The following is an 18,790-nucleotide window of genomic DNA, read 5'->3' on the forward strand; positions in this document are numbered from 1 at the left end:
ATAAATTTCATGCATAAATATACTGAAAATCAATGTATTGTGAATTTATTATCGGGTAAGTTATTAACAATCAGTAAGTTACAAAAAGGAGGGCTTTTTAGACAAACTGTCGTTGCCCGAGGTGCAAACCCAAGCTGTAAAAACTATTCCAAAATATGGCTTTATACCATCCATTTTGAGGAGCTTACCGATGGTTGGTTTCCCGTCGGGTAGGGATAGAGGCAGTTACCCCACAGGACCACGCAGCGCTAGCAAGGGGGCCGAGGAGTAACGCCGAAAGCCCGACCATGAGCCCGAAATCCTTTGGGAAATGAACCAAAACTCATGCGAATGGGACCCGCCTAAAAAAAATAATTGACTCTACCCTATTCCGGATATGGATTTTCGATCTTTTTTAACGAAAAAGGCTAATCCTTTCTACGATCGAACTGATATTGGTAAATAGGAGGAATTTCATCACCGGGTTGCATGCGACATAACTCAGACAAAATACCATCGTTCATGGAAAACACCCAACCATGCAGCATAGGTCGCTGCTCACTATCCCAGGCCCGCTGAACGATAGACGTTTTGGCCAAATTAAACACTTGCTCACAAATATTGATTTCTACCATGCGGTCGAATTTCTTATCAAAATCAGAAATTGCATTCAATTCAGCTTCATGAATGCGGTAAATATCCTTGATATTATGCAACCATTTGTTCAACATTCCATAACTTTGACTACTCAAGGCGGCTTTTACACCACCACAACCATAATGTCCGCAAACTACAATATGCTTTACTTTAAGCTCATCAACAGCAAATTGCAATACACTTAGCAGATTTAAATCGGTATTTACAACCAGGTTGGCAATGTTGCGCTGCACAAATATATCGCCCGGGTCGGTATTGGTTATTTCATTAGCCGGAACCCTGGAATCGGAACAACCAATCCATAAAAATTCAGGCTTTTGCTCCTTGGACATCCGGAGGAAAAAATCCTTATCCATTAACAATTTTTCCTGAGCCCAGGCCCTGTTTTCGAGTAATAGTCGCTTAAATGATTCCATAGATAAAGGTTAAATTTCTTTCCTGCGTCGTATTTCCAGGTTAATTTCTTTGTTTCGGGCAGCAATGCTAAACTCGTCGAGCAAATCCAAAATATCATGATCGATAAAAATTGGACGGCTGCAATCAATTACCAGATTAGCCTCGTTGGGGATTTTGTTGAGTTGGTTTTTCAAATAGGATTTGTTGGTAAAGGTAACATCCTTAACAAACTTAATTAAATAATCATTACCATCGGAAGTAACCAAAATTGCTGTACGGAAATTGGTTTTAAGAATAAAGAAAATAGCCACCACCATACCCAGGGAAATTCCTCTAAGCATATCTGAAAAAACTACTGCTATTATGGTAACCAAAAAAGGGATAAACTGACTCCAACCTTTGTTATACATTTCTATAAAAATTGCCGGTTTAGTTAGTTTATAACCCACCATAATGAGAATTACCGCCAGGGAAGAAAGTGGTATCAGGTTTAATATACCCGGAATTATCAAAACACTAAAGAGAATAATAAAACCGTGAAAAATAGTAGACAATTTAGTAATTCCTCCGGCGGAAATATTAGCGGTAGTACGAACAATAACAGCTGTAACCGGTAAGCCTCCCAGCAAACCCGACACCATGTTACCGGCACCTTGGGCAATTAATTCTTTGTTTGTAGAGGCCGAGCGTTTAAATGGATCCAGCTTTTCTGCAGCTTCCAAACTCAGTAAACTTTCTAAGGAACCTACTATGGCCAAGGTAAGAGCAACTTTCCAAACCAACGGATTTTGAAGCTGGGAAAAATCAGGAAAACTTAGCTGTGATTTTAATTCTTGAAAAGAACCTATGCTTGGTAAAGAAACCAAATGCTCTTTTTGCAAAGACCAGGCAGGAAAAAACCGATTGAATACATAACTGGCAACAATTCCGGCAATTACCACAATCAAGGAAGCAGGAATGGTTTGAATGGCACTTGATTTAATGAATTTGGTTTCAAAGAATAGCAGAATGGCCAACGAAATTATACTGATGCAAATTATTTCGGGCGAAAAGTTATCGGCCATATACAAAAACTCACTAAACGTATTGTGACCATCGGGCTGAACAAAGTTCTCGTCTCCTTCGGCGTCGGCATCATACCCAACGGCATGGGGTATTTGCTTTAGAATTAAAATAACTCCAATAGCCGCCAACATTCCTTTAATGACCGTGTTTGGAAAGAAGTTTCCTATAACCCCGGCTTTTAAGAAACCCAACACAATTTGAATAATTCCACTCAGCAATAAGGCCAATAAAAAGGTTTGAAAAGCTCCTAATTCCTGAATTCCTGAAAGTACAATCATGGTTAAACCTGCCGCCGGACCGGAAACACTAATTTGAGAATTACTGAGTAATCCAACCACAATACCTCCAACAACACCGGCAATTAGGCCACTAAGTGCCGAGGCACCGGATGCAAGGGCAATACCTAAACATAAAGGTAAAGCTACCAAGGCTACGACCAGGGAGGCCGGGAGGTCGTAACCTAGGGTTCTGAACGCACTTTTTTTACTCATAAGGTTTACAAAGCAAATTCTTCCTAAGCAAACTACCTAATAAAACAAACTTGAAAAAGGTTATCGATTGAACCTTAGGGGATTTCATTTTACAGGCACTTTGCTTTTCATCTGAAATTTCACCAACTCCTGTTAATTTTATCAAACAAGTCACTTAGTCGTAGCGGTATTTGTTAAACGAAGGAGTCAGAATCCAACGTTCCTTCAATCCCAAAAACTGATCTGAAAACAGGTTTAGCTCCGGTTTATCTAAACTGTACCGTAAGTCGCTAGCACCTGCTAAAGAATAAAAAATCACCATGGAATTCAATCGATTTCCGGCATTTAGCCTGAAATGAGCAATCTTATCTTCATTCCTTTTTTCAGCGGAGAACCAGGCAAAAAATGGCACATGCACCTCTGGCTCGGTGGGATGTTCGCTGCTGTGAGCAATGGAGTAACCTGCTAAGTCAAATATCAATTCTCCATGATCTGCCACAAAGAATAAACTTGACTTTCCGGGGAGTTTTTCTAACTGAGAAATAAATTCATTTACCAAAAAATCGGTGAATACAATGGAATTATCGTAACTGTTGATGGTTTGAGCCTTGTGTTGTACATCGTAATGATAAGGTTTGTCTTCCATACCTGGACTAAAACGTTTAAAAGCGGAAGGATAACGTAAACTATAATTAAAATGATTACCTATCAAATGAACAACTACGAAGAGTTTCTTGCCGGTTTTCCTTCTTAAGAGTTCATCCAAAGGCTTAATCAAAACCTGATCGGTATGTTTATAAACCGGAAAGTGAATTAAGCTGTCAGCATCCTGAGCTATAAACGAATAATCCTCTGCCAACAAACCTTGGTTGCTGAGTATCCAGGTTTCGAAACCTGCCTCCCGGTACAACGAAATAATACTTTTCTCCTTTCTAAAGAGCTCAAATTCCGAAGGATTGGCTCTCGATACAAGTTGAGGAAAACTCAACCGGGTATTGTTCCCTGTGGCTATGTAATCCGGACATAGAACCAATTGACTTTTTCGTTTTTGAAGACAAGGATTGGTAGGCCTTGAATACCCGAAGAGTTGCCAATTTCTTGCTCGGGATGATTCCCCTAAAACCAGCACCACCACTTCGCCTAGGCCATTGTCTGCCTTCTTAACCGGATTAAACTTAAACTTAGACCGTTGTTCCAGCAAGCTATGGTTTTCGGCATAATCTAATCCGAACTTCACAAAAGATAAGGGCAAATTAATTGGAGGGTATTTCCACCAATTGGAATAGCTGAGTTTAGGATCAAAGCCTTTCAGCGGCTTCGGAAACCAAGGCTTATAGCCAAAATAAACAAACAGCACCACCGAAACTCCCAAACCAATTAACCTAGATTTCAGCTTAAACTCAGGGAATTTCAGCAAGGAATAACAAAGCCAAATCCCGGGCGGAATCAGGAATGTTATAAATAAAAAGTAATTAAAGCCCTGGGAAAACTCGGTGGCCTTGGTTTGGTTCAGGCTTAAAACCAATTGCAGGGTTCCTGCATTAAATTGGGTTTGCAGATAATAGGAATGTATAATTTCAAATGGATTCAGGGTACCCAGGATACTGAATACCAGAGCTGCTTTCCTTAATCCCAACAAGCCGGTAGCTGCTAAAAATAACACTAGAAACTGAACCAAAATTCCAATCAAATTGCGGTAAACAGGCAAGGAATATATGTAATCGTACCAATGCCTCACCACCAAAGGCGAAACAACCAGCAATGCCCATATCAACCAATAGGAAATAGCTAGGAGTTTAGACTTGTTAATCAATGGAATTGGGTTGAATAACAAAGGTAATACTGATTATTCATTGGCAACCATTCCATCTAAATTTGCTCCGGGAGAGGAGGTGAACAAATGATACCGATTGCCAATCTGTACTTGTCCAATGATGTTTAGCAATACTTAACCTGCACAGTTTTTTAATGGCCTTAATAGAATCAATTGCAGCATTGGTGTTCATCCATTTTAGGAACTAGCACGAGGCAAAAAGCAATAAAAAAGCCCCATCCCTTTGGAAAGAGATGGGGCTACTAAGTTCAGGAGAAATGAATTACATCATTCCGCCCATTCCACCCATGTCAGGCATAGCCGGCATGGCTGGTTTATCTTCTTTTGCATCAGCTAAAACACACTCCGTTGTTAAAAGCATACCGGCAATAGATGCGGCATTCTCAAGAGCAACACGAGTTACTTTAGTTGGGTCAATTACCCCTGCTGCAAAAAGGTTTTCGTAGGTTTCGGTACGTGCATTGAAGCCGAAATCAGCTTTTCCTTCACGAACTTTTTGAACCACGATAGAACCTTCACCGCCGCAGTTAGCAACAATTTGACGAAGTGGTTCTTCCAAAGCACGACGAACAATGGCCATTCCGGTTGTTTCATCATCATTACTTCCTTTCACACCATCCAAAGCAGAAACAGCACGAATGTAAGCAACTCCACCACCAGGTACTATTCCTTCTTCAACAGCAGCACGTGTTGCATGTAAAGCATCGTCAACGCGATCTTTTTTCTCTTTCATTTCCACTTCAGTAGCAGCTCCAACATACAATACTGCAACTCCACCGGCTAATTTAGCCAAACGCTCTTGCAATTTCTCTTTATCGTAATCAGAAGTGGTAGTTTCAATTTGGGCTTTAATTTGATTTACCCTGGCTTTGATATCGTCTTTGTGACCGGCACCTCCAACAATAGTTGTGTTGTCTTTGTCGATGGTAACCTTTTCAGCTTGTCCAAGATAACTCAAATCAGCACTTTCCAATTTCCAGCCACGCTCTTCGCTAATTAATTGACCACCGGTTAAAATGGCGATATCTTCCAACATAGCCTTACGACGATCTCCAAAACCAGGAGCTTTTACAGCAGCAATTTTTAAGGTTCCACGAATTTTATTTACCACCAAGGTAGTTAAGGCTTCACCTTCCAACTCTTCAGAGATAATTAATAATGGACGACCGGTTTGAACGGTTTTTTCCAAAATCGGCAACAAATCTTTCATGCTGCTGATTTTTTTGTCGTGAATCAAAATGTAAGGATTGTCTAAAACCGCTTCCATTTTCTCAGCATTGGTAACGAAATAAGCCGAGATATATCCACGGTCAAATTGCATACCTTCCACTACATCAACGGTAGTATCGGTTCCTTTTGCTTCTTCAACGGTAATAACACCTTCTTTGGAAACTTTGGCCATTGCTTCTGCAATCAATTTACCAATTCCGTTATCGTTATTAGCCGAAATGGTTGCTACTTGCTCAATTTTGCTGTTATCATCACCAACAGCTTGTGATTGGCTTTGAAGGTTTTCTACAACCAAGCTTACTGCTTTATCGATACCGCGTTTTAAATCCATTGGATTAGCTCCGGCAGCAACGTTTTTTAATCCGGCTGTTACGATAGCCTGAGCCAAAACTGTTGCAGTAGTTGTTCCATCTCCTGCCAAATCCGCAGTTTTTGATGCAACTTCTTTCAACATTTGGGCACCCATGTTTTCGATCGGGTGTTTCAATTCAATTTCTTTTGCTACCGAAACACCATCTTTGGTAATGGTTGGAGCTCCAAATTTTTTCTCAATTACCACATTACGGCCTTTAGGACCAAGGGTAACTTTTACTGCATTAGCCAATGCATCAACTCCTTTCTTCAAGGAATCACGGGCTTCTAGGTTAAAAGTGATATCTTTTGCCATGTTTTAAAATTTTAAATTAAGTGTTAGAATTAAAGAATTGCGAAAATGTCGCTTTCACGCATAATGAGGTATTCTTTTCCCTCAACGGTGATTTCAGTGCCGGCATACTTGCCATATAAAACCTGATCCCCAACTTTAACTGTTACAGGCTCATCTTTTTTGCCATTGCCAACAGCAATAACGGTTCCACGTTGTGGTTTTTCTTTGGCGGTGTCGGGAATAATGATACCGCTTGCAGTTCTTTCTTCAGCAGGTGCTGCTTCAACAAGCACTCGGTCTGCTAATGGACGGATTGATACTGACATGTTATTTTTTATTTAAAGGTTAATATTAGAGATTTTTGCTCCGCCCTTCTCAGATATTATGCCAACCAAAACTTTATTGTCAATTTTTCAGCCTATGGTTAAACCCTTTGAAATTTTGTCAGTTTAATTGGCAATATTTTCCATCTCTTAAATCTGGAGTCATACCTTTGCCTACATGTTACATTTAAAAACCTGGTATAAAAAAACTTCCCTGGCATTCCTTATTGCTTTTTCAGCTTACCTTCCCTCCAAGGCTCAGGTAAATGTAAAAGACAGCACTTTGGCTTTTCCCTTGTTTAAGTTTAGTTATGCCTATCAGTTGGTGGGTGGAGATATGGCCAAACGTTTTGGTAATAATTCCTCCGTTGGATTTGATTTTCTATACAAAACAAAAAGTAGAATCCTGGTTGGAGCAGATTTTCGTTACTTGTTTGGCAATGAGGTTAAAGAAGATCCATTGGTGCATTTACGTACGCCCGACGGTAACCTGATTGGACAAGATGGTTACTACATTGGTGTAAACATGTTTGAAAGAGGCTGGAGTGTGATGGGCAAAATAGGATATATATTCTCCTTCAAAGGAATTACCGGGCCCAATCCAAATTCCGGACCTTTTATAACGCTTGGTGGAGGTTTTATGGAGCATAAAATCCGCATTCAGGTGGAAGATAATAATGTAACTACCCTGGATAAAGAAGGCAAAAAAGGTTACGATCGATTAAGTAATGGCCCGGCATTTGGAGCAAGTATCGGATACATGTATTTGAGTAATAAACGTTTGATTAATTTTTTTGTGGCTGCCGAATTTATTGGTGCTTTTACCCAATACCAACGTGCCTATGATTACACTACCGGATTACCTAACAACGACAAGTATTTCGACCACTTATTAGGTTTTAGGGTGGGTTGGGTAATTCCTTTATACAAACGCTCTGCCGCAGAGTATGTTTATTAGCAAGCCTTCTCATTTAACTCGGTGTTTGTTTATGCGGGCCCCCTCCGCCCATATTTGGCTGCATAGCAATTCCAAGCGGTATTGCATGGGCGTTCGGGTCACGCTATCGGCTGTAGTCCTCGTCGCACTTGGCTAGCGCCGCGTGCTCCTGTGGGCTACTTGCCTCTATCGTTGCCCGAGGGTGCAAGCCCAACTGCCAGCATTTCAAAATAACAAATGGGGAAAAAAGGTGAAACAAAATTAGACAGCCAGCCAGGGAAATGGAACCCAAACCATGGTTTTGCACTTCAGCTTCGGGTAGGGATAGCAGTGGAAAGCCCGCAGACGACCGTGGCACTAGCCCGGGCGGTGAGGACTTGGAACGAATAGCCCGACCTGAGCCTTACAAAAGTTGGTTAAATAGGTTTAAGGTTGTGCGAAGGGACCCGCCAAATTCATCTTAAACAGGTTAACCTGCACAAACACCCTTTACATCATTTTACAATTCCATTTTTATTCCTGGAAAATAAAAGAATAGTACCATCTTTGTGAACCTAATTCTATTACTTAATGGACAAATCAAACTTTACGAAATATTTCCTCGGTCTGTTTCTTCTTGAACTAGGATTGGAATTTTTCCATATTCAATGGGCTATTTTCCTTGTAAAACCAGCAGTTACCGGGTTTATCATTTACTATTTCTATACCCAAAGCAAAAAGAATGTTTCAGTGTTTAGCAAATCCATTCTGATAGGATTAATAGCCAGTTTGGGTGGAGACATTTTCCTGATGTTTCCCCGGTATAACCCGAATTTTTTCCTGGTGGGATTGGTTTCCTTTTTAATTGCCCATTTGTTTTATATACGGGGATATTTTCAAAACATCAAGCAAAGTGGACATTCCAATTCATTTTCGGTGAAAGTGATGGTAAGCAATCCTATCGTTTTAATGAGTTTGGCCATGTATTCGCTAATGAAAAACGATTTGGGGGAGATGAAAATTCCGGTATTATTTTATATGACAGCTATTACCTGCATGGGCGTGATGGCCGGTTTACGAATCAATCACACCAGTTCGAGCAGTTGGAAAAAGGTATTGGGTGGCGCTATCCTTTTCTTACTATCTGATTCTATTATAGCGCTCAACAAGTTTGTACATCCGTTTGAATATTCCAATTTGGCCATTATGTCAACTTATTATGTGGCTCAATTTTTCATTGCCACAGGATGTTTGGAGCATTTAGAAAGAAAGGCGACACTTAGCGAATAACGGTAACATGACCGTACTTTTTGGCTGAATCGCCCATGGGAGTAAAAAACTCGAATACATAGGTAAAGGTACCTTCAACAGGTTCACCTTGGCGATTGGTTCCATTCCAACCCCAGGTTGGGTGTTTAGCGCGGTAAATTTCTGCACCCCAACGATCGTAAATTCGCACTTCCGACATATTAAAACCTTCTCCAACGGCATACCACATATCATTGACATTATCTTCATTAGGAGTAAAGGCATTGGGCAGGTAAACATTTAAATCGGGGAAGGCATGAATCATCAGAACGGCTGTATCCAGGCAGCCTTCGCGATTCTCGGCAAGTAAGGTAACATCGTACCATCCGGAGTCGGCATAAACATGAGCAGAGTTATAAGTTGCTGCAGTATCACCATCGCCAAAATACCAAATATAGTTAATGGCATCGATGGAAGAATTAATAAAGACAAATTCTCTTGGTCCATTTTGACGGGAAGTAAACCGGGCTTCAGGTCCAACCACTTCAACTAACACCTTAGCCGAATCTACAATTCCACAAAGGTCGGTAACTTCCACGACAAAATATCCGGAAAATGCGGGACTGGCAAAAGCCTGATCGGAGGTAGATTGATCAAATTTCCATCGATATGTATAAGGAGCTTTACCTTCCGAAACATCGATGGTCATGGTAGCAGTATCGCCTCTGCAAATTCGGGGTGAATTCACAACAAATTGCATTGGAACATAACCTGGTATGGTGATGGTAACCGAATCTTTTACCAATTGAGTTCCACAGGTATCAGTTACCTCTACAAAGTAAGTGGAAGTATTTAAGGGGAAAACGGTAACGGTATCGCGGGTAGAAATTTGAGTTCCATTTTCATTGGTCCAACGGTACACATATCCGGGGTTTCCGCCTTGTGGGAAAACCTGCAAAAGTGTTTGGGCAGGACAAGGAGTTAATACATCCGGAGTAGTAGTTAAGGTAATTGGAGTTTGGTCTACAATGGTGAGGGTAAGGGTTGGGACTTCGCTTTGGCAAGCAATATTGATTAGGGGAGTAACGATAATGTTTTCAGCACCTTCTGTAATGTTATCCTGAAGAATGGTAATATCAACAGAAGCTACATTAAATCCAGCAGGAATGGTTACAGAAGTGGCAGAAACCTCGTAATCCAATCCTTGAGTAGCAGAACCATTCAATGCAAAATTGATGGTAAGAGGAGAACTGGTATTACCGGTACGGCTAAAAATAATCTTTGAATTTCCACAAGCTTCCACCAAAGCCGTATCGTTTAAGGAAGCAGAATAATCCGATTGAGCTGAGAGCCCGATGGAACCGGCAGAAAAAGAGCCTGCTTCCAAAAATACGGCTGAATCAAAAGCCCCATCAAACACGTCGGCAACTGCGAGTTTAATGTGGTAAGTTTGGCAGGCATGAACGATTGCAGTAGCAGTTAAAACATTGGTAAAACCATCGTATTGAACAGTTTGTCCATCACCCGGGGTAAAAGAATCACCGTCGCCATTATCTACATAATAGGAGGGGTTATTAAAAGCATTCACGTTATTGATGCTTACCATGGTGGAAGTGCCCGGAATAAGAGCAATGTTCTGAACACCGGTGATTCCGGGACCCGAAATAAAAAAACCAAAAATATCGTTGTAATCAGAATTGGCGTATTCCATATATTCCTCGGATGCAAACACATAACGAAAGCTAAGGGTATCGGAAAGAGGAATAAAATCAAATTCAAGAATAGCGGCATCCTTGGAGACAAGTCCGGGGTCGAGACTTTCAAGGGTGGCATCGCCGGGCAGGAGTAAGTCAGTACTGGTACTTCCACTGTTATTAGGCCCACCGGCATCAATGGAATTACCGGTACTTAAGATAATTCCAGTTGCCATTCCTAAATTAGAACTACCATAAAAATAGCCAATTTGAGGGCCATTTCCATTGGCGGTACCATTAAAAACCACATTTGAAGCAGAAACACCTCCTCCCAGTAAAACATCCTGAACCAATTGCTGGGATGTTTGAGTATCATCCACTACCAATTGCCCAAACCCCTCTAAAACAGTGAGTTTTAGAAGGAAAAACAAAAAGATATAGCGTTTCAGTTTCAAATTATGACAACTTACAAAAATACACAAAATTCCGTTCAATTCAAATTAACGCAATGATTTTGAAAAAGTTGCTAAAAACAGTGGTTTAGAATTGGAAGTATTGAAGCATCTTTGCATACATGACTGCATTACCTCCCTGGATTAAACAAAAGCTATTAGGCCTTTTTGTAAAGACTAATGGTTTGGTTTCTAGTCCGATATTTGGTGGTAAAGGAATCATTTTTTGTTTTCATCGTATACTGCCCAAAAATGAACAGTCGCCCTTGTTTGGAGCCAAAGGAATGGCTGTTTCGCCGGAATATTTGGAATGGTTGATTCAAGTTTTAAAAGAAAAAAACTATGAATTTATCGACATGGATGAGGTGTTGCTTCGGATTCAAAATCCTGATAAAACTCGGAAATTTGTGAGTTTTGGATTTGATGATGGCTATGCAGATAACTTGCGGTTTGGATTACCCATTTTTGAAAAGCATGGGGTACCATTTACCATTTATCCGAGTTTAAATTTATTACAAGGAACCATGATACGGTGGTGGGATATTTTGGAGGAGCAAGTTTGGAATCATTCCAGCGTTAAATATGAATTTCCTGACAAAACACTGGAATTAAGCGCAGAGAATAAGGAAGAAAAGACCAAGGCCTGGTGGGAAATCAGGTCTCATATTTTAGATTGGGAAAGCCGACTCAGCAGAAACGAACTTTTGAGTTTGTTTTGCAAAGATGAGGCATGGAGTAAGGACTATACCTTATCGGTTGCCATCCCGGAAGCCAGTTTAATTGCCTTACGAAACCATCCCTTATTACACATAGGATCCCATACTGTTAATCACCTACCCTTAAAAAAATTAAAAGAAGAAGAAGTTCGTTACGAAATGTTGGAATCGAAGCGTTATTTAGAAAAGTTATTGGATAAGGAAATCAGACATTTGGCTTACCCGTATGGCTCCCCAAACGAATGTGGAGATCGAGAATTTAGAATGGCAAAAGAAATTGGATATCAGAGTGCGGTGACCTTTCAACCCGGAAATTTAACCGGGAAAAAACTTAACCCATTTGCCTTACCCCGATATGCCGGAGGAGAAATGATTGATAATGAAAAGCTACTACACATCCTTTCCGGAATACGACACTTTGCCGATAACTATTAAAACATAAAATTCTTACTATTTTTCACAAACTCCACCTTCCAAACTTACCTTTGTCAGCCTACCTAAATACCTATGAAAGTTAACATAATCGGTGCAGGAATTTCAGGACTTAGTGCCGGATGTTACCTTCAAATGTGCGGGTTTGAAACGCGGATTTTTGAAAAGCATACCATTCCCGGCGGACTTTGTACCAGTTGGAAAAAGGGAGATTATACCTTTGATGGATGCGCACATTGGATATTAGGAAGTGATTCAGGAAGCTCTTTTCATAAAATTTGGGATGAACTGATGGATTTGAATGCTATTCAATTTCATCACCATGACGTAAGGATGGCCATTGAACTCAAGGACCATGTAAACAAATATGGAGAAAAGACCTTCTATTTCTATACCAATCTGAACAAACTGGAAGCGTACTTATTGGATCTTGCACCGGAAGATAGTTATGAAATTAAGCGATTGGTGAATTCGGTTCGAATCATGCAAGAATTTGATTTACCGCCTATTCTGGATGATTTACCCTTTTGGGAGGCTACCAAACGAGGAATCAAAATGGCCAGGTATTGGAGGTTTTTCAAATTACTGATGGAATGGAAAAATGAGACCAATTTCAGTTTTGCCAAGAAATTGAAAAACCCCTTTTTGGCAGAAAGTATTCGCACGTTATACGACGAACATGAAGTGAATATGTTAGTGTTTACCATGCCATTAGCAGCAATGGATAAACAAAGTGCCGGTTATCCGATTGGTGGTTCCTTAAAATTTGCTGAACATTTAGAACAACGCTACCTGAGTTTAGGAGGCAAAATACACTACAAAACACCGGTACATAAAATATTGGTTAAAGATGGCAGAGCCACCGGTTTGCTTGTAAGAAACAATGTAGTACATGAATCCGACATAACGGTTTCGGCAAGTGATTGGCATTGGACCCTTTTCGAAGCTTTGGATGGAAAATTCATAGATAAAAAATCCCAACAATTTGCTGATTTAAAGGTTCTAGAGCCTTATTACGGGGTAGTACAGTTCTCCTTCGGAATCAATGCAGATTTACGTCACCTACCCCATTTCACCCGATTCCCGTTAGAAAAACCCATTGTTTCGCCTGATGGAACCAGCTATGACCGGTTTGAGGTTCATTTATACCACTATGACCCAACGATGGCACCCGAGGGAAAAACTTCCGTGGTAGTTAGTTATTACACCAAAAAAGGCGACTTCTGGATTCAGTTAAGAAAATCCAACCGGGCCCAATACCGGGAAGTAAAAAAAGCATTTCAGGAGCAAATTTTAAATGAGCTTGACAAACGATTAGGAGGAATAAAGGACAAGGTAGAAGAAATGGATTTTGCTACTCCTGCTTCGGTTTTAAGATATACGAACAATTGGAAGGGAAGTGCACAGGGATGGTTGCCCAGCAATAATATTTTTGAACTTTATTCTATTGGATTCTACCTGCCCGGACTCAGAGATTTCTTTTATTCCAGTCATTGGAGTCAACCCGGCGGAGGCTTACCTGTTGCTGCCAAACAAGGCCGGGATGTAGCAAAAGAAATTTGCAAAAAATACAAAGTGCCATTCAAGACCAGGTAACATGGACAAGTTCGATGTAGTGGTTATTGGTTCCGGATTAGGTGGATTGGAAACAGCCTGTATCCTTGCAAAAAACGGATACAAGGTTTGTGTTTTAGAAAAAAACCGGCAATTTGGGGGAACCTTGCAACTGTTTTCACGGGGAAAAGTGGTTTTTGATGCAGGTGTTCATTATATCGGAGGCTTAGGAGAAGGACAACCATTGCACAGACTTTTTAATTACCTGGGAATACTTGATAAGCTTCAAATAAAACCCTTGAATGCGGACGGATTTGACCACATCCAATTGGGAAGACGGGAAAACACCTATAAAATACCGCAAGGAAAAGAGGAATTTATTAAGACTATGGCAGCCTATTTCCCGGACGAAAGAAAGGCTATTGAAACGTATTGGGAAGATTTACAACGAATAACTGAGCAAACACCCTACTACAATGTTCATATTGAACCCGGTGAGTTTGTTCTATCACCCCACTACCAACAAAGTATTGGAGAATACCTCGATCAACTGACGGACAATACTACCTTAAAAAAAGTATTGGCCGGAAACAACTTACTTTATGCAGGGCAAGCCTACAAAACGCCTTTGTATGTACATGCCATGGTGGAGTTTGCCTACCTCCAAAGTGCCTGGAAATGCATAGATGGTGCTGACCAGATTGCCAAACTTTTATTAGAAAAGTTAAAGGAATGGGGAGGAGAAGCCAGGAATTACTCCGAAGTTCAATCCATTCAAACTAGTGGAGGAAGCGTTTCATCAGTAAAATTGACTTCAGGCCAGGAAATAACCTGTAACCGTGTAATAGCCAACATCCATCCGGAGAAATTGTTTGAAATGCTAGAACCAGGCTTATTAAGACCGGTTTACATCAATCGTATAAAATCATTGGACAATTCCACCTCGGCCTTTACCCTCAATTTAGTTCTTAAGCCCGAAACTTTACCTGTATTTAACCACAACATTTATTATCACCGATATCCTGAAATATGGACAACCGATTATGAATTAGAGGAATGGCCCAAAACAATAGCCGTATTTTGTCAGCCGGGAAGAAAGAACCCGAACTATGCAGAGAGTTTATCGGTTATGACTTATATGAAATGGGAAGAAGTAGAGCCTTGGGCGAGCACATTTCGGGTAATTCCAGGACATGCTGAAAGCAGGGGGGAGACTTATGAGCAATTTAAAAAAGAGAAAGCCTTAAAGATTATAGAGGAATTAGACAAGGTTTTACCCGGAATAGAAAAGCATATTCAGGAATATTCAGCACAAACGCCTTTAACCTACCGTGATTATTTAGGAACTCCCAAAGGAAGTATTTATGGAATCAGCATGAATTCAGAGGAGGCTATGAAATATATTTTTTCAAGCAGACAACGGATTGAAAACCTTTATTTGACAGGGCAAAACCTGAATCTGCATGGTGTTGTTGGAGTTACGATATCCGCTATAGTAACTTGTTCCGAAATACTTGGAAATTCGTTTTTATTAAACCAACTAAGGAAGGCTTGATTGCACTACCTTTGCGGCCCGAATTTTTAGGATGAAATTAGAAGAAGAAATCCAAAAGCGCCGCACGTTTGCGATTATTTCCCACCCGGATGCCGGTAAGACAACCCTTACCGAAAAGCTATTGCTTTTTGGTGGTGCCATACAAACGGCCGGTGCTGTTAAAAACAATAAAATCACCAAAACGGCGGCTTCCGACTTTATGGAAATTGAGAAACAGCGGGGGATTTCGGTGGCAACCTCGGTGATGTCGTTCGATTACCACGGAATTCGGGTAAACCTGTTGGATACCCCCGGACACAAAGATTTTGCTGAGGACACCTACCGCACCTTAACTGCAGTAGACAGTGTAATATTGGTCATCGATTGTGTAAAAGGTGTAGAGGAACAAACCGAGAAACTCATGGAAGTGTGTCGTATGAGAAACACCCCGGTGATTACCTTTATTAACAAAATGGACCGAGAAGGAAGCAATCCGTTTGACCTTTTGGATGAGATTGAGAAGAAGTTGAATATCAAGGTAAGACCATTAAGTTGGCCCATCAATATTGGTGCACATTTCAAAGGTGTATATAACCTATATGATAAGTCCTTAAACCTATTTAGTGCCAACAAAACCAAAATTTCTGACGATGTAGTTTCGATACAGAATTTGAAAGATCCGGGTTTGGACGAACTGATAGGAGAAAAGGATGCTAATCAATTGCGGGAAGACGTTGAATTAATTGAAGGGGTATATGATGAATTTGATGTAAACACCTATTTGGAAGGAGAAATTGCACCTGTATTTTTTGGATCGGCTGTAAACAACTTCGGGGTGAAAGAACTGCTAGAAACCTTTGTTCGCATAGCCCCTACTCCTATTCCAAGGAATACCGATGTAAGAATAGTAAAGCCGGAGGAATCTAACTTTACCGGTTTTATTTTTAAAATCCACGCCAATCTGGATCCCAAACATCGGGATAGGATTGCCTTTTTAAGGATTTGTTCAGGTAAATTCGAGCGAAATAAATTTTTTAAGCATGTTCGACTTGGCAAGGATTTCCGATTTTCCAATCCTTATTCCTTTCTGGCCCAGGATAAATCTGTGGTGGAAGAAGCTTTTCCCGGTGATGTAGTAGGATTGTACGATACAGGAAATTTCAAAATTGGCGACACCCTTACTGAAGGTGAAAAAATAATGTACAAAGGCATTCCAAGTTTTTCGCCGGAGTTGTTTAAGGAGGTAATTAATACCGATCCTATGAAGAGCAAACAACTTGAAAAGGGTATTGAACAATTATCGGATGAAGGAGTTGCCCAATTGTTTACGGTAAATCCGGGTAATAGAAAAATTATTGGAACCGTAGGAGACCTTCAGTTTGAAGTAATTCAATACCGTTTATTGAATGAATACGGAGCCTCGTGCAGATACCAGCATTTGAATTTTTACAAAGCCTGTTGGATTACTTCCGATGATGAAGCGGCCTTGCACGACTTCCTTCAATTTAAAGCCGGAAATATTGCCTACGACAAGGACCAAAACCCGGTTTATTTCGCCGAAAGTTCCTGGATATTAAACACCCAGATTGAGAAATATCCCAAGTTACAGTTTCATTTTACCTCAGAATTTAAAATGGAGGCTGCCAAGTAGTCTCCCAAAACCTATATAACCGTGATTTCAGTATCAAACCTTTCCGTTCAATTTGGAGGAACCTATTTATTTGAAGAAGTATCATTCCTGGTTAACCCTAGAGACAGGATAGGATTAGTTGGAAAAAATGGAGCAGGAAAATCGACTCTACTAAAAATTTTAGCCGGCAAACAGGCTTACGACAAGGGCGATATTGCAAAACCGGCCGGAAGTCATGTGGGTTATTTACCTCAGGAAATGAACCATGCGGATGGTTTCACTGTGATGGAGGAGGCTAAAAAGGCTTTTATTGAATTGGTGGAATTGGAGCAAAAAATCGAATACATCAACCAACAATTAACCGAACGTACCGATTACGAAAGTGATGGGTATTCGGATCTTATTCACCAATTACACGATGCCACCGAACGTTTTAGCATGCTGGATGGATATAACGTGGATGCTGCAACCGAAAAAGTACTGTTGGGTTTAGGATTTACCAGAGAAGATTTTGGAAGACAAACCTTGGAATTTAGCGGAGGTTGGAGAATGCGGGTTGAGTTGGCAAAAATCCTACTTCAAAAACCTGAAGTATTACTACTGGATGAGCCCACCAACCACCTCGATATAGAAAGTATACAATGGATTGAAGAATTCCTGGCCGACTATCCGGGAGCTATTTTACTCGTGAGCCACGATAAAGCATTTCTAGATAACATTACCAACCGAACCATTGAAATTTCACTTGGCAAAATTTATGATTACAGGGCCAATTATTCCAAATATGTGGAATTACGCGCTGAACGAAAAGCTACCCAGGAAGCAGCAGCCAAGAACCAACAAAAATATATTGAAAAAACTGAGCAATTAATTGATAAATATCGGGCTAAGGCAAACAAAGCATCCTTTGCCCAATCTCTTATCAAAAAATTAGATCGAATTGAGTTGGTTGAAGTGGATGAAGATGACAATGCCACCCTGCGCTTCTCCTTCCCTCCTGCTCCACACTCCGGAAAAGTTATTGCAAGAGCCGAACGATTAGGAAAAAGTTATGGAGACAAAAAGATTCTGGAAAATGTTGATTTCATTTTGGAACGTGGAGACAGGGTTGGATTCGTTGGGAAAAATGGAGCAGGAAAAACTACTTTGTCAAAAATTTTGGCTAAAAAACTCGACCATACCGGAATTCTGGAAGAAGGCCATCAGGTGAAATTAGGCTATTTTGCTCAAAACCAGACCGAAACCATGGACGGTGAAAAAACAGTTTTTGAAACCATTGACGAAGTAGCTGTTGGAGATGTACGCAAAAACATTCGTAACCTCTTGGGATCCTTCCTATTTGGAGGAGACTCGGTAGATAAAAAAGTGAAAGTACTTAGCGGTGGGGAAAAAAACCGCCTGGCTATGTGCAAATTGCTTTTAGAACCTTATAACTTTTTAGTACTGGACGAACCCACCAACCACCTCGACATGCGAAGCAAGGATATGTTAAAAACAGCCTTACTAAAATACGATGGAACCTTGGTTGTAGTTAGCCACGACAGAGATTTTCTCCAAGGATTAACCACCAAAATTTATGAATTCCCGGGAGGAACTGTTAAACAACATTATGGAGATATTTATGAATTCCTCCGATCAAAGAAGATTTCTAATCTGGCCGAATTAGAAAAAAAAGCAGCTAGCCCCAAAGTAGAAGAAAAGAAAAAAGAGGTTAGTTCTAACCCGGTTGATGACGAGAAAAGAAAACAAATGGAGAAACAAATCAAACAATTGGATAACTCCATCAAAAAACATGAAGAAATCATTGGGAAACTGGAAGAAGAACTAAAAAAAATCGACGAACTGATGACTCATCCGGAACAATTTAAGGAAGTTTCGAAGAATGACCCAACTATCTTTGAAAAGTACCAACGTCTTCAGGATGAACTTAATACAACCATGGAAACCTGGGAAAAACTACTAGAAGAAAAAGAATTAACAATGAAAAGTTAATTTTCTTACAAAAAAGCAAACC

14 protein-coding genes are annotated in these 18,790 nt (G+C 40.4%); 8 read left to right on the forward strand and 6 right to left on the reverse strand.

Annotation, left to right across the window (positions count from 1 at the left end):
- A partial coding sequence (locus K1X82_05010) for a hypothetical protein (GenBank protein ID MBX7181452.1) occupies window positions 1–213 on the forward strand: 213 nt, incomplete at its 5' end.
- Between the two features lie 194 nt (window positions 214–407).
- Here K1X82_05010 and K1X82_05015 read toward each other — a convergent pair.
- The 5 genes from K1X82_05015 to K1X82_05035 all read right to left on the reverse strand — a co-directional run bounded on the left by K1X82_05015 (window position 408) and on the right by K1X82_05035 (window position 6,603).
- Entirely contained in the window at window positions 408–1,052 is a 645-nt protein-coding gene (locus tag K1X82_05015) for a carbonic anhydrase (GenBank protein MBX7181453.1), read from the reverse strand.
- A gap of 9 nt (window positions 1,053–1,061) precedes the next feature.
- Window positions 1,062–2,588, reverse strand: a complete 1,527-nt coding sequence (locus tag K1X82_05020) for a SulP family inorganic anion transporter (GenBank protein ID MBX7181454.1) — start codon at window positions 2,586–2,588, stop codon at window positions 1,062–1,064.
- Between the two features lie 154 nt (window positions 2,589–2,742).
- A complete protein-coding gene (locus tag K1X82_05025) occupies window positions 2,743–4,380 on the reverse strand; it encodes a phosphoethanolamine transferase (protein ID MBX7181455.1) in 1,638 nt (545 codons plus the stop codon).
- A 283-nt stretch (window positions 4,381–4,663) separates the two neighbouring features.
- Entirely contained in the window at window positions 4,664–6,298 is a 1,635-nt protein-coding gene (groL, locus tag K1X82_05030; GenBank protein ID MBX7181456.1) for a chaperonin GroEL, read from the reverse strand.
- Window positions 6,299–6,327: 29 nt separating this feature from the next.
- Window positions 6,328–6,603: a co-chaperone GroES gene (locus K1X82_05035; protein MBX7181457.1), complete on the reverse strand. Its 276-nt coding sequence runs from the start codon at window positions 6,601–6,603 to the stop codon at window positions 6,328–6,330.
- A gap of 175 nt (window positions 6,604–6,778) precedes the next feature.
- Between K1X82_05035 and K1X82_05040 the strand changes: the two genes are divergently transcribed.
- Window positions 6,779–7,558 carry a hypothetical protein gene (locus K1X82_05040; protein ID MBX7181458.1) on the forward strand — a complete coding sequence of 260 codons (780 nt, stop codon included), beginning with the start codon at window positions 6,779–6,781 and terminating at the stop codon, window positions 7,556–7,558.
- Between the two features lie 549 nt (window positions 7,559–8,107).
- Entirely contained in the window at window positions 8,108–8,806 is a 699-nt protein-coding gene (locus K1X82_05045; protein ID MBX7181459.1) for a lysoplasmalogenase, read from the forward strand.
- Here the strand turns inward: K1X82_05045 and K1X82_05050 are convergent.
- A complete protein-coding gene (locus K1X82_05050) occupies window positions 8,796–10,952 on the reverse strand; it encodes a choice-of-anchor L domain-containing protein (GenBank protein MBX7181460.1) in 2,157 nt (718 codons plus the stop codon). The two genes, K1X82_05045 and K1X82_05050, sit on opposite strands and share 11 nt — an antisense overlap.
- Window positions 10,953–11,032: 80 nt before the next feature.
- Here K1X82_05050 and K1X82_05055 point away from each other — a divergent pair, with 80 nt between their 5' ends.
- The 5 genes from K1X82_05055 to K1X82_05075 all read left to right on the forward strand — a co-directional run bounded on the left by K1X82_05055 (window position 11,033) and on the right by K1X82_05075 (window position 18,768).
- Window positions 11,033–12,061, forward strand: a complete 1,029-nt coding sequence (locus tag K1X82_05055) for a polysaccharide deacetylase family protein (protein MBX7181461.1) — start codon at window positions 11,033–11,035, stop codon at window positions 12,059–12,061.
- 72 nt (window positions 12,062–12,133) lie between these two features.
- Entirely contained in the window at window positions 12,134–13,654 is a 1,521-nt protein-coding gene (locus tag K1X82_05060) for an NAD(P)/FAD-dependent oxidoreductase (GenBank protein MBX7181462.1), read from the forward strand.
- Window position 13,655: 1 nt separating this feature from the next.
- Window positions 13,656–15,167 carry an NAD(P)/FAD-dependent oxidoreductase gene (locus K1X82_05065; protein ID MBX7181463.1) on the forward strand — a complete coding sequence of 504 codons (1,512 nt, stop codon included), beginning with the start codon at window positions 13,656–13,658 and terminating at the stop codon, window positions 15,165–15,167.
- Window positions 15,168–15,198: 31 nt separating this feature from the next.
- A complete protein-coding gene (locus tag K1X82_05070) occupies window positions 15,199–16,797 on the forward strand; it encodes a peptide chain release factor 3 (protein MBX7181464.1) in 1,599 nt (532 codons plus the stop codon).
- Window positions 16,798–16,818: 21 nt separating this feature from the next.
- On the forward strand, window positions 16,819–18,768 hold the full coding sequence (locus K1X82_05075) for an ATP-binding cassette domain-containing protein (protein MBX7181465.1): 1,950 nt from the start codon (window positions 16,819–16,821) through the stop codon (window positions 18,766–18,768).
- The last annotated feature ends 22 nt before the right edge of the window (window positions 18,769–18,790 follow it).

Source organism: Bacteroidia bacterium (genome assembly GCA_019695265.1).
Taxonomy (GTDB): domain Bacteria; phylum Bacteroidota; class Bacteroidia; order JAIBAJ01; family JAIBAJ01; genus JAIBAJ01.

Excerpts from the sequence above, each read along its gene's own strand:
- K1X82_05040 (MBX7181458.1), top strand. The coding sequence starts at position 6,779 with ATGTTACATTTAAAAACCTGGTATAAAAAAACTTCCCTGGCATTCCTT.
- groL (MBX7181456.1), bottom strand. The coding sequence starts at position 6,298 with ATGGCAAAAGATATCACTTTTAACCTAGAAGCCCGTGATTCCTTGAAG.
- K1X82_05020 (MBX7181454.1), bottom strand. The coding sequence starts at position 2,588 with ATGAGTAAAAAAAGTGCGTTCAGAACCCTAGGTTACGACCTCCCGGCC.
- K1X82_05035 (MBX7181457.1), bottom strand. The coding sequence starts at position 6,603 with ATGTCAGTATCAATCCGTCCATTAGCAGACCGAGTGCTTGTTGAAGCA.
- K1X82_05060 (MBX7181462.1), top strand. The coding sequence starts at position 12,134 with ATGAAAGTTAACATAATCGGTGCAGGAATTTCAGGACTTAGTGCCGGA.
- K1X82_05045 (MBX7181459.1), top strand. The coding sequence starts at position 8,108 with ATGGACAAATCAAACTTTACGAAATATTTCCTCGGTCTGTTTCTTCTT.
- K1X82_05070 (MBX7181464.1), top strand. The coding sequence starts at position 15,199 with ATGAAATTAGAAGAAGAAATCCAAAAGCGCCGCACGTTTGCGATTATT.
- K1X82_05065 (MBX7181463.1), top strand. The coding sequence starts at position 13,656 with ATGGACAAGTTCGATGTAGTGGTTATTGGTTCCGGATTAGGTGGATTG.
- K1X82_05055 (MBX7181461.1), top strand. The coding sequence starts at position 11,033 with ATGACTGCATTACCTCCCTGGATTAAACAAAAGCTATTAGGCCTTTTT.
- K1X82_05015 (MBX7181453.1), bottom strand. The coding sequence starts at position 1,052 with ATGGAATCATTTAAGCGACTATTACTCGAAAACAGGGCCTGGGCTCAG.